The organism is Congregibacter sp. (genome assembly GCF_047617445.1).
Taxonomy (GTDB): domain Bacteria; phylum Pseudomonadota; class Gammaproteobacteria; order Pseudomonadales; family Halieaceae; genus Congregibacter.
The window spans coordinates 1-20,369 of the sequence record NZ_JBLGBE010000060.1; the positions used below are offsets into that span (position 1 = coordinate 1).

Sequence of the window (20,369 nt, forward strand, 5' to 3'; positions counted from 1 at the left end):
CCGTCTTTCAGCTTCGTTTGGCCTCTGGCCGTGTAGTGGACGTCCCGCTCATGGATATGAAAGCGGCGTATGCACCCAATTCCATGATGATGTCCGAAAAGGTCACGCACTTTGCCGGCGCTATCGGACGTTTTCTCAGTGAGTCGCCGCGTCGCAGTAATGTGCAGGGTGGGGTGTTTCCGGCAATTCTTGGTACGGTGATCTTGGTACTGCTCATGGCCGTGGTCGTATCTCCCCTGGGCGTTCTGGCGGCGATCTATCTGCAGGAGTACGCCCAGCGAGGTCCCATCACTCGGCTGGTACGTATTGCGGTCAACAATCTGGCGGGGGTTCCCTCGGTTGTTTACGGCGTTTTTGGCTTGGGCTTTTTTGTTTACGCTGTTGGTGGATCCTTAGATGCACTTTTTTTTGAAGATCGCCTTCCCGCACCGACCTTGGGAACGCCGGGAATGCTATGGGCCGCGCTGACCATGGCTTTGCTGACCCTCCCGGTCGTTATTGTGTCGACGGAGGAGGGCTTGGCTCGGGTGCCCGCTAGTCTGCGCGAAGGAAGTTTGGCCTTAGGCGCCACTAGAGCTGAGACGCTCTGGCATGTTGTTTTGCCGGCAGCATCACCGGCAGTGCTCACCGGTCTGATTCTAGCCGTGGCTAGAGCAACAGGTGAGGTCGCGCCGTTGCTATTAATAGGTGTGGCGAAATACGCGCCGGGTCTTCCTGTGAGCACGGAGTATCCCTATCTTCATCTCGATCGACAATTCATGCACCTGGGTTTTTATGTGTATGACCTGGGATTTCAAAGCACGCACCTGGAGACTGTTGAGGGACTTGTTTTTGCCACAGCCTTATTACTGGTCGTCATTGCTTTGTTGTTGAACATCGCGGCAGTTTTATTGCGCAGTCGTTTACGCAATGCGTTTAAACCACAAGAAGCTATCTAGATGAAAAACCACAGTATTGACGTGAAGGCTCTTAAGCGTGCGCCAACTCCGACTCAGAATTCGGACGTCTGTTTGCAGGTGGATAACTTAAGCTTGCACTATCTGCGTAGTCAGAATGTGGCTTTGCACAATGTCAGTCTTGAGATTCCTCGACAGCGAGTAACGGCATTTATCGGCCCTTCGGGCTGTGGGAAGTCGAGTTTGTTGCGTTGTTTCAATCGTATGAACGATCTCATCGAAGGCAGTATCATCAGCGGACACGTCTGGCTTGATGGCGAGGACGTTTACGCAAAGGGTGTAGATGTGGCAACGTTACGCCGCCGTGTGGGTATGGTGTTTCAGTCACCGAATCCCTTTCCGAAAAGCATCTACGAAAATGTGGCCTTTGGTTTGCGCATTCAGGGTCTAAACAAGAAGCGTGTTCTGGATGAACTTATCGAGCGGGCATTGCGTTCGGCCGCCTTGTGGGATGAGGTTAAAGATCGTTTGAACGAGAACGCTTTGGTGTTGTCCGGTGGGCAACAACAGCGCTTGGTTATTGCTAGGGCCATAGCCGTAGAGCCTGAGGTCTTGCTGCTCGACGAGCCTGCATCATCTCTCGATCCTATTTCTACCCTGCGAATCGAGGAGCTTATTTATGAGCTCAAGACTCGCTACACCATCGTGATCGTGACGCATAATATGCAGCAGGCCGCGCGTGTTTCGGACATGACTGCCTTTATGAATCTTGGTCGATTGGTCGAGTTCGGGGAAACGGATACACTCTTCACCAATCCCCGAGAGTCCCAGACAGAGGACTACATAACAGGACGTTACGGCTAAAATTCGAACTGGTTTTGTGTACCGTCGTTCAGTGTAGAGCATCAGTATTGCACCCCGACCTCGAATAGACAGAAGGAGTAAACTTGCAAGGCGATCAGCACAAACAGCACATATCCGGCCAGTTCAATGCGGAACTAGATGCGATGAAAAACCATCTCCTTGAGATGGGCGGCTTGGTTGAGCAGCAGCTTAGCCGCGCGGTATCGTCGCTATTGTTGCGTGATAGTGGCGAGGCGCAGTTGGTGGTGCGCGCGGATCATCAGATCAACGAAATGGAGCTACAGATTGATGATGAGTGTTCGAGAATTCTTGCGCGCCGCCAGCCGGCAGCCAGTGACCTTCGTCTGGTCCTTGCTGTGGCAAAATCAACAACAGATTTAGAGCGTATTGGTGACGAAGCAACGCGGATAGCCAAACAGGCGACGAAGCTCTCTGAGTTACAAGCGTCATCAGGCACCTCACTGGAGCTTCGGCAAATCAGCAATCACGTAGCCTCAATGCTTAGAGAGGCCCTGGATAGCTTCGCGAGACTCGATGTATCCAAGGCAATAGACGTGGTGCTTGATGACGCCGCGGTCGATTTGGAGTACGACGCTGCGATGAGTAGCCTTGTCCGATTGATGAAGAGAGATCCAGCGTCTATCAGTAGTGTGGTGCATGAAATGTGGGCGCTGCGAGGTCTTGAGAGAGTAGGTGATCACGCTACCAATATTGCGGAGCAGGTCATTTATCTCGTGTCAGGCCGTGATGTACGACATATGAAGCCCGAAGAGCTGCACAGATTGCTAAAGAGTGGCGAAGCATGAGCAGGCGTTTTTGGAGTGAGCTGACCACTCGCTTGGAGCCTTACACTCCAGGAGAGCAGCCGCAAATCGATAAGCTGCTAAAGCTCAATACTAACGAGAGTCCTTACCCTCCATCACCGCGGGTGTTGGATGCGCTAAGAGCTGTCGAAGGTGATGATTTGTTGCGGTACCCCGATCCTTCGTCTACCGCGCTTAGACAAGCTGTTGCTGACTACCATGGAATCAGTCTGGATTCTGTGTTCGCTGGAAACGGTTCAGATGAAGTTTTGTCACATGTTTTTCAGGGTCTTCTGAAGCAGGAGAGGGAGCTGCTGTTTCCCGACATCAGTTACAGTTTTTATCCGGTCTGGTGTCAACTGCACAGTGTGCAGTATCGACAAATACCCCTGCGAGATGACTTCACACTGCATCCGGATGATTACGATACGGCTGCTGCGGCGATTATTTTGCCTAACCCAAATGCTCCCACAGGCCTTCTTCAGCCGTTGGAGGGTATTCGTGAATTTCTCGAAGCTGCGCCGGATCGTTTGCTGGTAGTCGATGAGGCTTACATTGATTTTGGAGGCGAGTCCGCCATCCCTCTGCTGGCCGAGTACGATAATTTGCTCGTGGTGCAGACTTTGTCCAAGTCTCGGGCGCTGGCGGGCTTACGTATAGGGCTGGCCTTTGGTTCTGCCGAGCTGATAGAAGGTCTTGAACGCATCAAGGATAGCTTTAACTCTTATCCTCTGGACGTCGTTGCTCAGCGAGCAGGCGTCGAGGCCTATCGCGATGAAGATTGGTTTGCGCAATGCTGTCGCCGCGTCGTAGACAGTCGAGACAGTTTGTCTCGTGATCTGCTAAGCCTTGGGTTCGAGGTGCTGCCGTCTTCGGCAAACTTTTTGTTTGTGAAGCATGACTCTGTGCGCGGTAGTCGAATTTTCGAAGCTCTACGAGAGAAGGGGGTGATCGTGCGCCGATGGAATAAGCCGCGTATCGATGACTATCTGCGAATCAGTGTAGGAACCCAGGAGCAATGCACTCGCCTCTTGGACACTTTGCGATCGATACTGACTACTTAGACGGATCAATCTGCGCTGTTGGCCAGGAGATCGATCACGTGGTTTAGCAGCGTTCGAGTACTACGCTTCCGATGCTGTATCCGGCACCGAATGAGCACAATACACCACGCTCGCCCACAGCGAAATCATCGTGGTACTTGTGAAAAGCAATCACCGAGCCTGCGGAGCTGGTGTTTGCGTACTCATCGAGAATCACCGGAGCCTCGTCAATCGAGGCGTCTCTACCCAGCACCCGTTTGGCGATAAGTACGTTCATGTTCAGGTTGGCCTGATGCAGCCACAAGCGCTTGAGATCCGCGGGAAGCATATCCATGGCGGCCAGTTGCTCACTGATCTGTGTTGCCACGGCGGGACAGACTTCCTTAAATACTTTACGTCCTTCCTGAACGAATAATTTGTCCACATCGCCAATGCCCTCTTCGGCACCGCGATTGAGGAATCCAAAGTTGTTGCGAATATTGTTGGAGAACATCGTCTGCAATCGACTGTCCAGTACCTTAAAGTTGCTTTGTGAGGGGCCGGGACGATCGCTAATAACCATCGCGGTACAGACGTCACCAAAGATAAAGTGTGAGTCGCGATCCCGAAAGTTCAAATGTCCGGTACAGATCTCTGGATTGACGATCAGCACGTTCTTGGCGCTCCCACTTCTGATGGCATCGCGAGCTTGTTGGAGACCAAACGTCGCCGAAGAGCAGGCCACGTTCATGTCAAAGGCATAGCCGCCGCTGCCGAGGGCCGATTGAATTTCGACGGCCATTGCTGGGTAGGCTCGCTGCATGTTGGATGCTGCGCAAATGACGGCGTCTAGCTCCGAGGCTTCCAGGCCTGCAGTATCTAAGGCCTGACGCGCAGCTACCAGCGCCATTTCACACATCACCGAGGGCTCTTCATTGGAGCGTTCACTGATGTGTGGCGTCATACGATGGGGGTCTAAAACGCCGTCTTTGTCGACGACATAACGTGAGCGTATTCCCGATGCTTTCTCAATGAACTCAGCCGATGAATGCGAGAGCGCGGGTATTTCACCGGCCACAATGGCGTCGGCGTGCTCAGCATTGTGCAGATCCACATACTGATTATAGCTTTCAACGAGTTCTTCGTTACTGATGGAGTTGGGAGGTGTATACAGACCGGTGGCGGTCAGGAAGACCTCTCGTGAATCTGCTGATACGGGCGATCCGGGCATGTGTGCCTCTATTTTTTGTGGTGTGCTGTGAGAGAGTTGCTTGCGTGCGATGTTTGAGTATATCGCCTTATCACTATGGTGCTTCGCTTGGGGGTGTGGGGAGGCGCATAACTACACCGCCTCCCACGCGCCCATTAGGCCAGCAATAGGCTTCTAGTTACGGTCGTCGATGCTCACGAAGTCCCGCTGTGCATGACCCGTATACAGCTGACGGGGTCTGCCAATGCGGTAGCTACCGGAAATCATTTCATTCCAGTGCGCTATCCAACCGACCGTGCGGCCCACGGCGAAGATCACCGTGAACATACTGGTGGGAATGCCAATGGCTTTGAGAATGATGCCCGAGTAAAAGTCCACGTTGGGGTAGAGCTTCTTCTCAATGAAGTACTCGTCTTCCAGAGCGATTTCTTCGAGGCGCTTTGCAATATCCAGAAGCGGATCGTTCTCGATACCCAGTTCGGCGAGCACTTCATCCGCCGCTTCTTTCATCACTTTGGCCCGGGGGTCAAAGTTCTTGTAGACGCGGTGTCCAAAACCCATGAGACGGAAGGGATCGTCTTTGTCCTTGGCCCGAGCAACGTATTCGTCAATGCGCGACACATCCCCGATTTCTTCGAGCATGTTCAGTACCGCTTCATTGGCGCCACCATGCGATGGTCCCCACAGAGCAGCAATACCTGCCGCGATACAGGCAAAAGGATTGGCGCCAGAAGAACCTGCGAGGCGAACCGTAGAGGTCGAGGCGTTCTGTTCATGGTCGGCGTGCAGCAGGAATACCCTGTCCATGGCTTTTGCCAATACAGGAGATACCTTGCTTGGTTCACAGGGTGTGCCGAACATCATGTGCAGAAAATTCTCGGCGTAGTCGAGGTTGTTGTCCGGGTACATAAAGGGCTGGCCAATGGAGAACTTATAGCTCATCGCGGCCAGAGTGGGCATTTTTGCTATGAGTCTGAATGCGGCCACCTGACGATGGTGCTCATCGGAGATATCCAAAGAGTCGTGGTAAAACGCCGACAATGCTCCTACGACGCCACACATGATAGCCATGGGGTGCGCGTCTCGGCGGAAGCCGTTGAAGAACGTCCGAATTTGTTCATGCACCATCGTGTGATTGTGGACGGTACTGACAAATTGTTCCCTCTGCTCTGCGGTGGGTAGTTCGCCGTAGAGCAACAGATAACAGGTTTCCAGATAGTCCGACTGCGCGGCTAACTGATCTATTGGATAGCCGCGATGCAGTAGAACGCCTTTGCCACCATCGATATAAGTAATTTCTGATTCACAGGCGGCTGTTGAAACAAAGCCGGGGTCGTAAGTGAACATCCCCTTGCTCGTAAGGCCTCCAACGTCTATGACGTCCGGGCCGATAGAGCCTGAGTAAACAGGTAGATCTATGGCCCCCTCGATACCATCAATGATGAGGGTTGCTTTCTTTTGACTCATGGGTAAAACCCGCGTGTTTTCAGTGGGGCCGCCAACTATAGACAGTGGCAAACGTTTGTCAATTGGAGGCGTCATAGGTTCTGGCTTATTCGCAAACGCAAGGCGTCGAGTATTGGCCGCTATCAATTGTAATGGACTTGACGAAACTCTATACTCTCGCGGTTTTTAGGGTGTCGACGTAAGGGGGTTGTGATTCAGCAATCTTCAAGTGCATCGACACAAAGCGAGTGGTTAGTTGTTACCCGAGAAAATCCTTGCAGGGTAAGACGCCACTTTAGGGCCATTCCAGAGTCAGGAGCTGTCCGTCTGTGAAAGACAACCGTCCGGTAAATCTCGATATCAGTACTATCCGATTACCTATTACTGCCTACGTATCAATATTGCATCGGATTTCCGGTGTGATCATGGTTGTGGCCTCCTTTTTACTGCTGTGGGCTTTGGACCTTAGCTTGTCGAGCGCTGAAAGCTTCGCAAGCCTTGGCGATCTGCTTTCAAGTCCGCTGGCGAAGTTCGTGGTTTGGGGCATCGTTACCGCCTTGATTTATCACAGCTTCGCAGGCGTCAGGCATCTCATCATGGACTTTGGTGTGGGCGAGACGATGGAGGGTGGCATTTTAGGCGCTCGCTTGGTCTTTGTTCTCACTGCCGTTAGTGCCGTTCTGGTAGGAGTCGCATTATGGTAGCCCCTGTCACGAGTCTTACTCGCTCGGGTTTGTCTGATTGGTTGGTGCAGCGTGTCACTGCCGTTATCCTTCTAGCGTTCTTCGTGTTTTTGGGCTTTAAGATCGCCACGGGTATGTCATACCTTGAATGGTCGATGCTGTTCGCGCAGACATGGATGAAGACATTTACATTACTTGCCATATTGTCACTGGCCGCTCATGCCTGGATCGGAATGTGGGGTGTATTTACGGATTACCTGACGGAACGTCTGATGGGTTCCCGAGGCAATGGTTTACGGATTGGCTTGCAGCTGCTGACTTCGCTGTCGCTGGTTATATATGTGATTTGGGGCATCCAGGTAGTCTGGGCCTGAAGTTTGATGGTGATTCCTGGAACAGGAGCATAAGTACGAATGCGCACAATTTCTTTTGACAGTGTGATTGTAGGTGGCGGTGGTGCTGGCATGCGAGCCGCACTCCAGTTGGCTCAGTCGGGCTACAAAACAGCAGTGATCAGTAAAGTGTTCCCTACGCGCTCACATACGGTGTCAGCTCAAGGCGGCATCACCTGTGCGATCGGCAGTTCGGATCCCGAAGATGATTGGCGGTGGCATATGTATGACACGGTCAAGGGTTCAGATTACATCGGTGATCAGGATGCCATTGAATACATGACGTCGGTGGGACCCGAGGTGATCTTTGAGCTTGAGCATATGGGATTGCCATTTTCTCGCACAGAAGAGGGCCGTATTTATCAGCGGCCATTTGGCGGGCAGTCCAAGAATTTTGGCAAGGGTGGTCAGGCCGCGCGCACCTGTGCTGCTGCGGATCGTACTGGTCACGCCTTGCTGCACACGCTCTACCAAAACAACATGAAGAACAAGACCGTGTTCCTCAATGAATGGTTCGCTACCGACCTGGTGAAAAACCAAGACGGTGTGGTTGTCGGCGTTATCGCTATTTGTATCGAGACCGGTGAAGTGGTCTACGTGAAGTCCAAGGCCACGGTCTTTGCAACGGGTGGAGCAGGGCGTATTTATGCCTCCACCACTAACGCACACATCAACACTGGTGATGGCATTGGTATGGCGTTGCGTGCGGGATTCCCCATGCAGGACATGGAGATGTGGCAGTTCCACCCCACGGGTATTTACGGCGCAGGCACCTTGGTGACTGAAGGCTGTCGTGGAGAAGGCGGCTACCTTGTCAACAAGGACGGCGAACGATTTATGGAGCGCTACGCGCCCAACGCTAAAGACCTTGCGGGCCGCGATGTGGTGGCTCGGTCCATGGTGCTGGAAATCCTGGAAGGTCGTGGCTGCGGCCCAGATGCAGACCACGTATTCCTAAAGCTGGATCACTTAGGTGAAGAAGTACTTGAGAGCCGATTACCTGGGATTCTGGAATTGTCACGCACCTTTGCTCATGCCGACCCCGTTAAAGAACCTATTCCGGTCGTGCCAACCTGCCATTACATGATGGGTGGCATTCCCACTAACGTGAATGGACAGGCACTCACGATCGATGCCCAGGGTCAGGATCATATTATTCCAGGCCTCTACGCCTGCGGCGAAGCAGCCTGCGTGTCGGTGCATGGTGCGAACCGTCTCGGTGGTAACTCGCTTCTTGATCTTGTGGTCTTTGGTAGAGCAGCAGGGCTGTTCATCGAAGAGTCACTGCGTGCAGGTATCGAGGCGCGGGACGCGTCGCCTACAGACATCGAAGAGGGAAATCAGCGCTTGGCGAAGCTTGAAGCTGCGCCTATGGGCGAGAATGTTGCGGACCTTCGTAAAGAACTGCAGGGTGTTATGCAGAACCACTTTGGCGTGTTCCGCAAAGGCGACTTCATGCGCGACGGTATTGAGCGTCTGGAGTCCTTGCGGCCCCGGATCGATAGCGTTGGCGTTGAAGACAAGACGCAAGCATTTAACACCGCGCGCATCGAAGCTCTGGAGTTGCAAAACTTGTTTGAAGTGGCGGAAGCTACGGCAATTTCTGCAGAGCAGCGTACCGAGAGTCGCGGCGCTCACGCCCGAGATGATTATCAAGAGCGCGATGATGAGAATTGGCTTTGTCATTCACTGTACTTCCCGGGTGACAAGCGAGTCGGTAAGCGTGATGTAAACTTTGCACCCAAGATCATGGACGTGATGGAGCCCATGGCTCGTACTTATTGATTCTTTCGCGCAACCAACGATACGGAGCTTTTTTGTATGTTGCAGGTCAGTGTATATCGCTATAACCCGGAGCAGGACGCTGAGCCGTCCATGCAGACCTTCGAGGTCGATACCGGAGGTAAGGATGTGATGGTTCTTGATGTTCTCGAAGAGATCAAGGCCCGGCAAGACGCGTCCGTGACTTACCGTCGGTCCTGTCGTGAGGGCGTGTGTGGCTCTGACGGGCTAAACATGAACGGCAAGAATGGATTGGCGTGCATCACGCCATTGTCCGAGACGGTAAAGAACAACCGTCTTGTGATAAGGCCTTTGCCAGGATTGCCTGTGATCCGTGACCTGGTGGTAGACATGAGCATGTTCTACACCCAGTACGAGAAAGTGCAGCCATATTTGCAGAACGAAACCCCGGCACCGGCGATTGAGCGACTGCAATCTCCCGAAGATCGGGCGAAGCTTGATGGCCTGTATGAGTGCATTCTTTGTGCATGCTGCTCCAGCAGCTGTCCCTCTTTCTGGTGGAATCCAGAGCGCTTCATCGGGCCTGCGGGCTTGTTGCAGTCCTATCGCTTTTTGGCAGATAGTCGGGATACAGCAACCGAGGAACGGCTTTCGCGCCTAGATGATCCCTTCAGTGTTTTCCGCTGCCACGGGATCCAGAACTGCGTGAATGTATGCCCCAAAGGTTTGAATCCCACGCGTGCGATCGGCCATATCCGCAGTATGCTGCTCAAACGAGCCGCCTAATGCTGCTTGGGCGGATTTTTACGCGAAAAGTCCGCCTATTTCTCCTCTTTACACCTTCTAGACCTCCCGCTTTGCTGGCATAATTGCGCCACCACGCTGCCTTGAAATCGGTAGCGCCCACGGGGCCGGGGGACCGTGGAATCATCTTGCCCCGGAACACATTGGTTGTCGTCTTAACTGTCGTTTTAACTGTCGTCTTAAAACCGGTGTGTTGTTCGTCTAGGGGGCAAGATGCAAGAAAATACGATGGAGCTGTTTCGTCGCAGCTCTCACATCGCGGGTGGCAACGCCACTTACGTTGAAGATCTGTACGAAAGTTACCTGATCGACCCTAACGCTGTGCCTGAGCAGTGGCGTGAGTACTTCGATAAGTTGCCGCGGGTCGAAAGTAAAACATCCCTCATCGACGAGGTTCCGCACAGCGCCGTGCGCGAACGCTTTGCGCGGATCAGCAAGATGCGCGTGCGTACTGAAGCGACAGTCGCTCACGATAGCCAGGCAACACAATATGAACGAAAGCAGGTCAAAGTACTTGCTCTTATCTCGGCTTACCGCCAGCGGGGTCACCAAAAAGCGCAGTTGGATCCTCTGGGTCTCGCAGCTCGCGAGCATATTCCCGATCTTGAGCTTAGCTTTCATGAGTTGTCTATTGCAGACCTGGATACGAGTTTCCAGGTAGGCACGCTCAAGATGGGAACAGACGGTTCAACACTCAAAGATATTATTGGCGCTCTGGAGCGCACCTACTGCCACACGGTAGGCGCGGAATTTATGCACATCGTCGATACCGAGCAGCGACAGTGGATTATGTCGCGGATGGAGTCTGTGCGCTCCGCTCCTGATTTTGGCCCGGACGTGCAACGTCAGATTCTACGTCGCCTCATAAAAGCGGATGGTCTTGAGAAATCTCTAGGTTCCAAGTTCCCGGGCACCAAGCGCTTTGGTCTGGAGGGTGGCGAGAGCCTTATCCCCATGATGGCTGAAATGATTCAGCGTATTGGTGGCTACAACGGAAAAGAAATTGTGATTGGCATGGCCCACCGGGGCCGTCTGAACGTTCTGGTGAACATCCTGGGCAAGAACCCTTCGGAGCTGTTCGCAGAGTTTGAAGGTCGCGCCATTTACGGAAGCTCCGGCGATGTGAAGTACCACCAGGGCTTTTCATCGAACATGATGACTCCTGGCGGCGAAGTACACCTTGCGCTGGCGTTTAACCCTTCGCACCTGGAGATCGTTTCGCCAGTCGTAGAAGGCTCAGTAAGGGCGCGTCAAGATCGACGTAATGACCCTGACGGTTATAGCGTTTGGCCCATCGTACTTCACGGTGATGCGGCGTTTGCCGGCCAGGGCGTGGTGATGGAGACATTCCAGATGTCTCAGACTCGGGCTTATAAAACCGGTGGCACGGTGCATATCGTCCTGAACAACCAGGTTGGTTTTACCACTAGTCTTCGCGAAGATGCCCGGTCCACTGAATACTGTACTGATATTGCGAAAATGGTGCAGGCACCGATTTTCCACGTTAATGCAGACGATCCGGAAGCTGTGTTGTTTGTGACCCAAATGGCGATCGACTATCGCAATGAGTTCAAGCGCGATGTGGTGATTGATCTTGTGTGCTACCGACGCAGGGGTCACAACGAAGCGGATGAGCCGGCGGTCACGCAGCCCCAAATGTATGAGGCGATTCGCAAACATCCGACTACCCGCGACATTTACGCGCGACGTCTCATTGAAGCAGGTGTTGTTACCGAGGCTGAAGATCAGGCGCTGGTGGACGGCTATCGTGGGTCTTTGGACCGCAATGAGCCCTTGGTTTCAACTTTGGTCAAGGTGCCCAAGCTCGAGTTGTTCGTAGACTGGACGCCGTACCTCGGACACGAGTGGACTTTGCATTGTGATACCGGCATGGATTTGCATCATTTGCAGGCCTTGGCGCAAAGCAGTAACCAACCGCCGGATAACTTCCCCTTGCAGCGGCAGGTTTCAAAGATTCTTGAGGATCGCCGCAAGATGGGTGCCGGGGCTTTGCCTCTGAATTGGGGTTTTGCAGAAACCCTGGCCTACGCGTCGCTGCTTGAGGATGGCTACCCGATTCGGCTCACCGGCCAGGATGTTGGCAGAGGAACGTTCTCGCACCGTCATGCCGTGCTGCACAATCAGCGTGACGAAGGTACTTACGTTCCGCTTCAGCATGTCAAAGAGGGTCAGGCGGAGTTTGTCATTCATGATTCGCTGTTGTCAGAAGAAGCGGTACTGGCATTCGAGTATGGCTATGCCACGACCTCGCCTACGGGCCTGGTTATCTGGGAAGCACAATTTGGTGACTTCGCTAATGGTGCTCAGGTGGTGATCGATCAGTTTATTACCAGTGGCGAGCACAAGTGGAGCCGTCTCTGTGGTCTAACGATGCTCCTTCCTCATGGTTATGAAGGGCAGGGACCAGAACACAGTTCGGCGCGCCTCGAACGATTCATGCAACTGTGTGCTGAGCATAATATTCAGGTTTGTATACCCACCACCCCGGCTCAGGTGTTCCACATGTTGCGCCGGCAGGGTATTCGACCCCTGCGCAAGCCCTTGGTCGTCATGTCTCCGAAGAGTCTGCTTCGGCACAAAGAGGCGGTGTCTACATTAGAAGATCTGGCCAATGGTCGTTTCTACAATGTGCTCGACGAAACGGATGATCTGGATAAGTCTGCGGTGGAACGCGTGGTCGTGTGTTCCGGCAAGGTTTTTTATGATCTAAGAGCGGCGCGCCGTGAACGAGGCATAGAAAACATTGTTTTGATTCGTTTGGAGCAACTCTATCCATTCCCAGAGGCGGAAATGCTGCAGGTACTAAGCGGTTATCCGAATCTAAAGGATGCGATCTGGTGTCAGGAAGAGCCTATGAATCAAGGGGCTTGGTACTCGAGTCAGCACCATATGCGTCGTGTGTTTGCGTCGCTCAACAACAGTATTTATCTCGGTTACGCTGGACGAGAAGCATCTGCTGCGCCTGCGGCGGGCTATATGGCCCTGCACCTGGAGCAACAGGAAGCCTTTATTAATCAGGCCCTGACGCTCGATACCGATAACGCCTAACAGCTTTTCACAAGGAACACTCATGGCTATCCAAATCAAAGCTCCCATATTTCCTGAGTCCGTCGCCGACGGCGAGGTCGCAGCTTGGCACAAGGAAGAAGGGGACTCAGTACAACGAGATGAGCTCATCGTTGAAATTGAGACCGACAAAGTTGTTATGGAAGTTGTTGCCCCGGCTGACGGAGTGATCAAGAAGATTCACGTCGCGGTAGGCGAAACTATCGAAAGTGACGCTTTGCTCGCAGAGATTGAAGAAGGCGCGGTTGCTGCCGCCTCTACCGCCAGTGCAGTCGCGACGGCGGACACAGGCTCAGCTGAAGTTGCTCCAGCTTCGGCGGAAGCCGAAATGGGCCCCGCCGCGCGTCAGATGGTTGAAGAGCACGGTTTGAATCCCGCGGAGATTTCAGGGACCGGCAAAGGTGGACGCATCACCAAGGAAGACGTGTCTGCTTATCTCAAGGATCGTCCCGCGGCGGCTCCCGCGAAGCCTGCGGCAGCTGCAAGCCCAGCCATTGCCGAGGTTCCTAGTGGTCCGTCCGGTGAACGCATCGAAACACGCGTTCCCATGACGCGGATGCGCGCGCGGATTGCTGAGCGACTTCTCGAAGCAACTACGTCTACGGCCATGCTGACGACGTTCAATGAAGTCAACATGGCGCCGGTTATGGCGCTGCGTAGCAAGTACAAAGATCAGTTTGAAAAGACACATAACGGAACTCGTCTGGGTTTTATGGGCTTTTTTGTACGAGCAGCCTGTGAAGCGCTGAAGCGCTATCCCGCGGCCAACGCCTCCATCGACGGGAACGATGTCGTCTATCATGGCTATCAGGATATCGGTGTCGCTGTATCGACCGAGGGCGGCCTGGTGGTTCCCGTTTTGCGCGACGCTGACTTTATGAGTCTTGCGGACGTGGAAGCGGCGATCCGTGACCTGGGGATGCGGGCCAAGGCGAACAAGCTGACTATCGACGATATGACCGGCGGTACGTTTACGGTGACTAATGGTGGGGTGTTCGGATCGCTTCTCAGTACGCCCATACTGAATCCGCCACAGACCGGTATTTTGGGCATGCACAAGATTCAAGAGCGTCCTATGGTCGTGGATGGCGAAATCGTCGTGCTGCCCATGATGTATCTTGCATTGTCCTACGATCACCGATTGATCGATGGTAAAACCGCCGTGCAATTCCTTGTTGCGGTGAAAGACTTGATAGAGGATCCCGCGCGGATCCTGCTGCAGCTCTAAGAAGCGCAGACACTTTTTTTTAGCCTGACGGGGAATTTCACGATGGCAAACAGTTTTGATGTAGTAGTGATCGGTTCGGGGCCTGCTGGGTATGTGGGAGCTATCCGCGCCGCACAATTGGGCCTTAGCACCGCAGTGGTTGAAGAATGGACCGATGAGAAGGGTGGGACGACACTGGGCGGAACCTGTCTAAACGTTGGTTGTATCCCCTCCAAGGCGCTTCTTGATTCGAGTCAGAAGTTTTATGACGCCAAAGAGACTTTGTCGGCGCACGGTATCGGTCTTGAAAATCTGACCATTGACGTGCCTGCGATGCTTGAGCGTAAGAACAAGGTTGTTGGCCAGCTGACTGACGGGATCGGTGGCTTGTTTAAGCACAATGGCGTCACCGTGATTCAGGGGCGCGGCAAAGTACTTGCTGGTGCGAATGTTGAAGTCACTGCGGCCGATGGCACAGTGTCAGTGGTCGAAGCAGGTAGTGTCATCATCGCTGCGGGATCCGAGCCGGTGAAGATTCCGCCGGCAACGGTGGACGACGAATACATTGTAGACTCCACCGGCGCACTTGAATTCACAGAGGTTCCAGGCCGTCTTGGCGTTATTGGCGCAGGTGTTATTGGTCTGGAGCTGGGTAGTGTTTGGGCGCGTTTGGGCTCTGAGGTGGTTATTCTCGAGGCACTGGATGAGTTTTTGGCGATGATGGATACCCAGATCGCCAAGGAAGCTGCGAAAATTTTTAAGAAGCAGCACCTGGATATACGCTTAAGTAGTCGGGTCACCGACGCCACAGTCAAAGATGGCAAGGTGCACGTGCGCTATGACTCTCCCAAGGGTGAGCACACCGAGGTGTTTGACAAGCTGATCGTGTCTGTCGGCCGTCGCCCTCGGACGGTTGACCTTTTGGCTGACGATTCTGGCGTAACGCTCGATGAGCGCGGCTTCATTTTTGTGAACGATCAGTGTGTTACCGAAGCGCCTAATGTGTACGCGGTGGGCGATGTTGTTCGCGGTCTCATGTTGGCGCACAAAGGTTCGGAAGAGGGCGTTATGGTGGCCGAGCGGATCGCTGGTAAGCCAGCGCAGGTTAACTACGACTGTATTCCTTCGATTATCTACACGCACCCAGAGATCGCCGCTGTGGGACGTACTGAGCAGGAATTAAAATCCGACGGCATACCTTACAAAGCGGGAACGTTTCCCTTCGCGGCTTCGGGTCGTGCATTGGCGGCGAATGACTCTGACGGGATGGTTAAGATTATTTCGCATGCGGAGACGGATCGTATCCTCGGTTGCCATATTGTTGGGCCGTCGGCAGCTGATCTTGCGCAGCAGGTATTGATCGCTATGGAATTCGGTTCAAGTACCGAAGACCTGGCCTTGATGGTGTTCGGGCATCCAACGCTGTCAGAAGCTGTACACGAAGCGGCTCTTGCCGTTGATGGACATGCTATCCACGTGGCGAATCGTAAGAGTCGCTAAAAAACTTGGTACGCCACGGTCAACGTGGCTATCAAAAAAAGCGTTCTGGACAATGGGTCTGGCGCGCACTTGTTTCCTTGAGCATTAACGGGACTTCACATGAATCTTCATGAATACCAAGGCAAGCGCCTCTTTGCAGAGTACGGCTTGCCGGTTTCCACGGGTCACGCAGTTGACTCTCCTCAGGCCGCGGTAGAAGCGGCCGAATCCATCGGCGGCGACACGTGGGTTGTTAAGGCCCAGGTCCATGCGGGTGGCCGCGGTAAGGCTGGGGGCGTCAAGCTCGTCAAGACCAAGGAAGAGATTGCTGATTTTACGAGCCATTGGTTGGGGAAGAATCTGGTTACCTATCAGACCGATGCAAATGGTCAGCCGGTATCTAAAATTCTGGTCGAGACCTGCACAGATATCGCCGATGAACTGTACTTGGGCGCGGTAGTTGATCGCGCCTCACGACGCATCGTGTTCATGGCCTCTACTGAGGGCGGTGTTGAAATCGAGAAGGTCGCCGAAGAGACGCCGGAGAAGATTCTCCGGGCTGTTATTGACCCGCTCACTGGCGCTCAGCCCTATCAAGGTCGTGAACTGGCGTTCAACCTGGGATTGAAAGGCGAGCAGATTAAACAGTTCGTCAAGATTTTCCTGGGGCTTGCCAAGATGTTTCAGGAGAAGGACCTCGCGCTTATCGAGATTAACCCTCTGGTCATCACTACCGAAGGAAACCTGCATTGTCTGGACGCGAAGATTGGCGTTGATGGCAACGCGCTTTACCGCCAGGCAGATTTGCGCGAGATGCACGATCCTTCTCAGGAAGACGAGCGAGAGTCTCACGCAGCACAATGGGAGCTGAACTATGTTGCATTGGATGGCAATATTGGCTGCATGGTCAATGGTGCCGGCCTTGCGATGGGCACTATGGATATCGTCAAGCTGCACGGCGGTGACCCAGCCAATTTTCTGGATGTTGGGGGCGGCGCTACCAAAGAGCGTGTCTCAGAAGCGTTCAAGATCATTCTTTCTGACGATAAGGTGAAAGCGGTTCTTATCAACATTTTTGGTGGCATCGTGCGCTGTGATCTGATTGCAGAAGGTGTCATCGGGGCTGTGGAAGAGATCGGCGTTGCCGTACCGGTAGTCGTTCGTCTTGAAGGTAACAATGCAGAGCTGGGCCGCAAAGTACTTGCAGACAGTGGTTTAAACATTATCGCAGCGACCAGTCTTACCGACGCGGCGCAGCAGGTAGTTAAAGCAGCGGGAGGCAACGCCTGATGAGTATCCTGATCAATAAGGACACTAAGGTAATTTGCCAGGGGTTTACTGGCTCTCAGGGCACGTTCCATTCGGAGCAAGCCATTGAGTACGGCACCAAGATGGTTGGCGGTGTAACTCCTGGAAAAGGCGGTCAAGAGCATCTTGGCTTACCGGTTTTTAATACCGTAGCAGAGGCTGTTGAAGCGACGGGTGCAGAAGCGTCTGTCATCTATGTGCCGGCGGCCTTTTGTAAGGACTCGATTCTTGAGGCGGCTAACAGCGGCTTAAAGCTGGTTGTCTGTATTACCGAGGGTATTCCTACGCTCGATATGCTTGAGGCAAAGGTTAAGTGCGATGAACTGGGCGTGCGCCTGATAGGGCCAAACTGCCCGGGCGTCATCACTCCAGGGGAATGTAAAATTGGCATTATGCCCGGGCACATTCACCTTCCGGGTAAAGTGGGTATCGTGTCGCGTTCGGGCACGCTGACCTACGAAGCCGTGAAGCAGACTTCTGATGCGGGCTTTGGTCAGTCAACTTGTGTGGGTATCGGCGGAGATCCTATCCCCGGTTCTAACTTTATCGACATTCTCGCGATGTTTGAGGCCGATCCAGCCACAGAAGCGATTGTTATGATCGGTGAGATCGGTGGTACTGCAGAAGAAGAGGCGGCGGCTTACATCAAGGCCTATGTTACTAAGCCTGTGGTTTCATATATCGCGGGTGTTACTGCGCCTAAAGGTAAGCGCATGGGTCATGCCGGTGCCATTATTTCTGGCGGTAAGGGTACGGCTGATGAGAAGTTTGCAGCGCTGGAAGATGCCGGTGTTAAGACCGTAAGATCCCTGGCCGATATCGGCGCTGGTCTGGCTGAAATTACCGGTTGGTAAAACAGCTGATCTGAGTATCATGAGAACCCGCCAGCGACGGCGGGTTTTTTTATGCCCCGCAATCGGTCTGCCTGCCTTGAAACCAGCTGGGGTGCCCCCATATCAGTAGCAATCAATTTGCCAGCCCGTAGCTACCCTTTAGAGGACACCATGACTGCAGAAGTGAATAAGGAAACGTTGGGATTTCAGACCGAGGCGCGGCAACTGCTGCACTTGATGATTCATTCTTTGTACTCCAACAAAGAAATCTTCCTCCGGGAGCTCATATCCAACGCGTCGGACGCCGTCGATAAGCTGCGTTTCGCGGCTCTCTCCAATGATGCACTCCTGGAAGGAGACGGTGATTACGCGGTGCGCGTCGATGTCGACCAGGACGCGGGGACGGTGACGATTAGTGATAATGGCATTGGTATGAATCGTGAGGAGGTCATTGACCACCTGGGCACAATCGCCAAATCCGGTACAGCGGCATTTCTAGAGCAGTTGTCAGGTGATCAGCAGAAGGACTCCCAGCTCATCGGCAAGTTTGGCGTGGGCTTCTACTCCTCTTTCATTGTAGCTGATCGCGTGGCAGTCCATACCCGAAAAGCGGGTGCGCCTGCGAATGAGGGCGTACTTTGGGAGTCGCACGGTGAGTCGGAGTTCACCATTGAGCCTCAAGAAAAAACGGATCGCGGCACCAGTATCACCTTGTTTTTGCGAGATGACTGCAAGGACTTTGCTGACGACTGGCGCGTGCGCAGCGTTATCAAGAAGTACTCAGATCACATCTCCGTTCCCGTACTCATGAAAGAAGCGGCAATGCCCGCGGCAGACGATGCCGGCGCGGAACAAGACGCTGAGCCTCCTGAGGCGCAGTACAAGCCCATTAATGAGGCAACTGCCCTGTGGACCCGTAGCCGCAGCGAGGTCACTGAGGAAGAGTACAGCGCCTTCTACAAGCATGTGTCGCATGATTTTGAGGAGCCCCTAAGCTGGAGCCATAACCGGGTAGAAGGGAAGCTTGAGTACACGAGTCTCTTGTACATTCCCGCCCGAGCACCCTTTGACATGTGGAATCGCGACGCAAATCGCGGCGTGAAATTGTACGTTCACCGTACGTTCATTATGGACGATGCTGAGCAGTTTCTTCCCATGTACCTGCGTTTCGTAAAGGGTGTGCTGGATTCAAACGACCTCTCGCTAAATGTATCCCGGGAGATTCTCCAGCAGGACAAGACTGTGGACGTCCTGCGCAGCGCGCTTAGCAAGCGTGTGCTGGATATGCTCTCGAAGATGGCAAAGAATGAGTCCGAGAAGTACGCCGCATTCTGGAAAGAGTTTGGCCAGGTTCTCAAGGAAGGCCCGGCAGAAGATGCAAGCAACAAGGACAAGATTGCGGATCTGCTGCGTTTCAGTAGCACGCATACAGATAAAGATATTCAGGATCAGTCGCTCCGAGACTACATCGAGCGTATGCAAGAAGGTCAAGACAAGATCTTTTACGTTGTCGCGGAGAACTTTAACACCGCTCGCCGTAGTCCTCAGTTGGAAGTGTTTCGTAAGCGCGGTATTGAAGTGCTGCTGTTGTGTGACCGGGTTGATGATTGGCTGATGAATCACCTTCAGGAGTTTGATGGAAAGCAGCTTCAAGATGTCGCTCGGGGCCGCCTCGATCTTGATGACGAGAATGAGGAAGACAAGCAGGCACGCGAAGCTGCGGAAAAAGATAGCGAAGGCTTGATTGAGCGTCTAAAGAGCGTTCTTGGCGAGGACGTAGAAGAAGTGCGCGTAACGACACGTTTGACTGATTCGCCCGCGTGTTTGGTCGTGGGAGAGCAGGATATGGGTGCACAGATGCGTCGTATTATGGAGGCGGCTGGTCAGGCCGTACCGGAGTCCAAGCCAATTCTGGAGATCAATCCTACGCACCCACTTATCAGTCGCTTGGATTCGGAGACCGATGAACAGCGTTTCGGCGATCTGGCGAAGATTATTTTTGATCAGGCAAACCTTGCCGAGGGAGGCCAGCTTGATGACCCGGCAGCTTACGTCGAACGTTTGAACAGTCTGCTTCTGCAACTGAGCAATGGCTGAGGCCGGTAGCGTCAACTGCTCCGCCTTTTGCGGGGCAATTGGCGCTATAGTCTGATTATGCGAATTGCCCAGCTTTATGTTTTTCTGATGTGTCTCGGTGCCAATCTGGCGGCGGCGGATGTTGTGCCGCCTGCCACATACTTTGCCGCGCTGGATGAATATGCCCATCTCGAGAGTATTGGCTCGCAGTCCGAGCGCACTGTCCGAGACTATTTGATTCCTCTTGGCGCTATTGAAAAAATCCGCGGTGTCTGGGCGCCCAGGAAAGGCGAGCGTCTTAGTGGAACACTCGACAGGCACACCTGGCGCGTACAGGATGGCTACACGGCGGAGGAGATGGTAGCTGAATTGGACCAGCGCTTAGCGCTTAATGAGGCGGCTCACAAAGATTTCGTCTGTGATGCCAGAGCCTGCGGAAGCAGCGTGCAGTGGGCAAATCGCATATTTCAGCAACGACTTCTTTACGGCACAGAGGTGTCCCAGCGTTACCGGGTG

General features: G+C 53.5%; 17 protein-coding genes. 15 read left to right on the forward strand and 2 right to left on the reverse strand.

Annotation, left to right across the window (positions count from 1 at the left end):
* The 4 genes from pstA to hisC all read left to right on the forward strand — a co-directional run.
* Positions 1–938, forward strand: a 938-nt coding sequence (gene pstA, locus ACI9KD_RS12785; RefSeq protein WP_414981564.1) for a phosphate ABC transporter permease PstA, incomplete at its 5' end; no start/stop codon positions are given.
* Positions 939–1,760, forward strand: coding sequence for a phosphate ABC transporter ATP-binding protein PstB (pstB, locus tag ACI9KD_RS12790; protein WP_414981565.1), 822 nt, complete (start codon positions 939–941; stop codon positions 1,758–1,760). It abuts the gene before it with no gap.
* An 83-nt stretch (positions 1,761–1,843) separates the two neighbouring features.
* Positions 1,844–2,566, forward strand: coding sequence for a phosphate signaling complex protein PhoU (gene phoU, locus ACI9KD_RS12795; RefSeq protein ID WP_414981566.1), 723 nt, complete (start codon positions 1,844–1,846; stop codon positions 2,564–2,566).
* Entirely contained in the window at positions 2,563–3,627 is a 1,065-nt protein-coding gene (hisC, locus tag ACI9KD_RS12800; RefSeq protein WP_414981567.1) for a histidinol-phosphate transaminase, read from the forward strand. The genes phoU and hisC overlap by 4 nt, the downstream gene beginning before the upstream one ends.
* A 43-nt stretch (positions 3,628–3,670) precedes the next feature.
* On the opposite strand, the gene ACI9KD_RS12805 is transcribed toward hisC, so the two are convergent.
* Complete coding sequence (locus tag ACI9KD_RS12805) at positions 3,671–4,816, reverse strand: beta-ketoacyl-ACP synthase III (RefSeq protein WP_414981568.1); 1,146 nt, start codon at positions 4,814–4,816, stop codon at positions 3,671–3,673.
* Between the two features lie 153 nt (positions 4,817–4,969).
* On the reverse strand, positions 4,970–6,262 hold the full coding sequence (gltA, locus tag ACI9KD_RS12810; RefSeq protein WP_414981569.1) for a citrate synthase: 1,293 nt from the start codon (positions 6,260–6,262) through the stop codon (positions 4,970–4,972).
* 308 nt (positions 6,263–6,570) lie between these two features.
* Here gltA and sdhC point away from each other — a divergent pair, with 308 nt between their 5' ends.
* The 11 genes from sdhC to ACI9KD_RS12865 all read left to right on the forward strand — a co-directional run.
* Positions 6,571–6,945: a succinate dehydrogenase, cytochrome b556 subunit gene (sdhC, locus tag ACI9KD_RS12815; protein WP_414981570.1), complete on the forward strand. Its 375-nt coding sequence runs from the start codon at positions 6,571–6,573 to the stop codon at positions 6,943–6,945.
* The gene (gene sdhD, locus ACI9KD_RS12820) at positions 6,939–7,298 is read left to right on the forward strand and encodes a succinate dehydrogenase, hydrophobic membrane anchor protein (RefSeq protein ID WP_414981571.1); all 360 of its coding nucleotides are present in this window, start codon (positions 6,939–6,941) and stop codon (positions 7,296–7,298) included. The genes sdhC and sdhD overlap by 7 nt, the downstream gene beginning before the upstream one ends.
* Positions 7,299–7,337: 39 nt before the next feature.
* A complete protein-coding gene (gene sdhA / locus ACI9KD_RS12825; RefSeq protein WP_414981572.1) occupies positions 7,338–9,101 on the forward strand; it encodes a succinate dehydrogenase flavoprotein subunit in 1,764 nt (587 codons plus the stop codon).
* 36 nt (positions 9,102–9,137) lie between these two features.
* Complete coding sequence (locus tag ACI9KD_RS12830; RefSeq protein ID WP_414981573.1) at positions 9,138–9,845, forward strand: succinate dehydrogenase iron-sulfur subunit; 708 nt, start codon at positions 9,138–9,140, stop codon at positions 9,843–9,845.
* 231 nt (positions 9,846–10,076) lie between these two features.
* A complete protein-coding gene (locus ACI9KD_RS12835) occupies positions 10,077–12,932 on the forward strand; it encodes a 2-oxoglutarate dehydrogenase E1 component (protein ID WP_414981574.1) in 2,856 nt (951 codons plus the stop codon).
* 22 nt (positions 12,933–12,954) lie between these two features.
* A complete protein-coding gene (gene odhB / locus ACI9KD_RS12840) occupies positions 12,955–14,178 on the forward strand; it encodes a 2-oxoglutarate dehydrogenase complex dihydrolipoyllysine-residue succinyltransferase (protein ID WP_414981575.1) in 1,224 nt (407 codons plus the stop codon).
* Between the two features lie 42 nt (positions 14,179–14,220).
* Positions 14,221–15,657 (forward strand): dihydrolipoyl dehydrogenase, encoded by a 1,437-nt coding sequence (lpdA, locus tag ACI9KD_RS12845; protein ID WP_414981576.1) that lies wholly within the window; start codon positions 14,221–14,223, stop codon positions 15,655–15,657.
* Between the two features lie 99 nt (positions 15,658–15,756).
* Positions 15,757–16,926, forward strand: coding sequence for an ADP-forming succinate--CoA ligase subunit beta (gene sucC, locus ACI9KD_RS12850; RefSeq protein ID WP_414981577.1), 1,170 nt, complete (start codon positions 15,757–15,759; stop codon positions 16,924–16,926).
* Positions 16,926–17,798 (forward strand): succinate--CoA ligase subunit alpha, encoded by an 873-nt coding sequence (gene sucD / locus ACI9KD_RS12855; RefSeq protein ID WP_414981578.1) that lies wholly within the window; start codon positions 16,926–16,928, stop codon positions 17,796–17,798. The genes sucC and sucD overlap by 1 nt, the downstream gene beginning before the upstream one ends.
* A 150-nt stretch (positions 17,799–17,948) precedes the next feature.
* Positions 17,949–19,874 (forward strand): molecular chaperone HtpG, encoded by a 1,926-nt coding sequence (htpG, locus tag ACI9KD_RS12860; protein ID WP_414981579.1) that lies wholly within the window; start codon positions 17,949–17,951, stop codon positions 19,872–19,874.
* 57 nt (positions 19,875–19,931) lie between these two features.
* Positions 19,932–20,369: DUF4892 domain-containing protein (locus ACI9KD_RS12865; RefSeq protein ID WP_414981580.1), on the forward strand; the 438-nt coding region annotated here is incomplete at its 3' end.

Coding starts and splice junctions, on each gene's coding strand:
- pstB (WP_414981565.1), top strand. CDS start 939: ATGAAAAACCACAGTATTGACGTGAAGGCTCTTAAGCGTGCGCCAACT.
- hisC (WP_414981567.1), top strand. CDS start 2,563: ATGAGCAGGCGTTTTTGGAGTGAGCTGACCACTCGCTTGGAGCCTTAC.
- ACI9KD_RS12805 (WP_414981568.1), bottom strand. CDS start 4,816: ATGCCCGGATCGCCCGTATCAGCAGATTCACGAGAGGTCTTCCTGACC.
- gltA (WP_414981569.1), bottom strand. CDS start 6,262: ATGAGTCAAAAGAAAGCAACCCTCATCATTGATGGTATCGAGGGGGCC.
- sdhD (WP_414981571.1), top strand. CDS start 6,939: ATGGTAGCCCCTGTCACGAGTCTTACTCGCTCGGGTTTGTCTGATTGG.
- sdhA (WP_414981572.1), top strand. CDS start 7,338: ATGCGCACAATTTCTTTTGACAGTGTGATTGTAGGTGGCGGTGGTGCT.
- ACI9KD_RS12830 (WP_414981573.1), top strand. CDS start 9,138: ATGTTGCAGGTCAGTGTATATCGCTATAACCCGGAGCAGGACGCTGAG.
- ACI9KD_RS12835 (WP_414981574.1), top strand. CDS start 10,077: ATGCAAGAAAATACGATGGAGCTGTTTCGTCGCAGCTCTCACATCGCG.
- odhB (WP_414981575.1), top strand. CDS start 12,955: ATGGCTATCCAAATCAAAGCTCCCATATTTCCTGAGTCCGTCGCCGAC.
- lpdA (WP_414981576.1), top strand. CDS start 14,221: ATGGCAAACAGTTTTGATGTAGTAGTGATCGGTTCGGGGCCTGCTGGG.
- sucC (WP_414981577.1), top strand. CDS start 15,757: ATGAATCTTCATGAATACCAAGGCAAGCGCCTCTTTGCAGAGTACGGC.
- sucD (WP_414981578.1), top strand. CDS start 16,926: ATGAGTATCCTGATCAATAAGGACACTAAGGTAATTTGCCAGGGGTTT.
- htpG (WP_414981579.1), top strand. CDS start 17,949: ATGACTGCAGAAGTGAATAAGGAAACGTTGGGATTTCAGACCGAGGCG.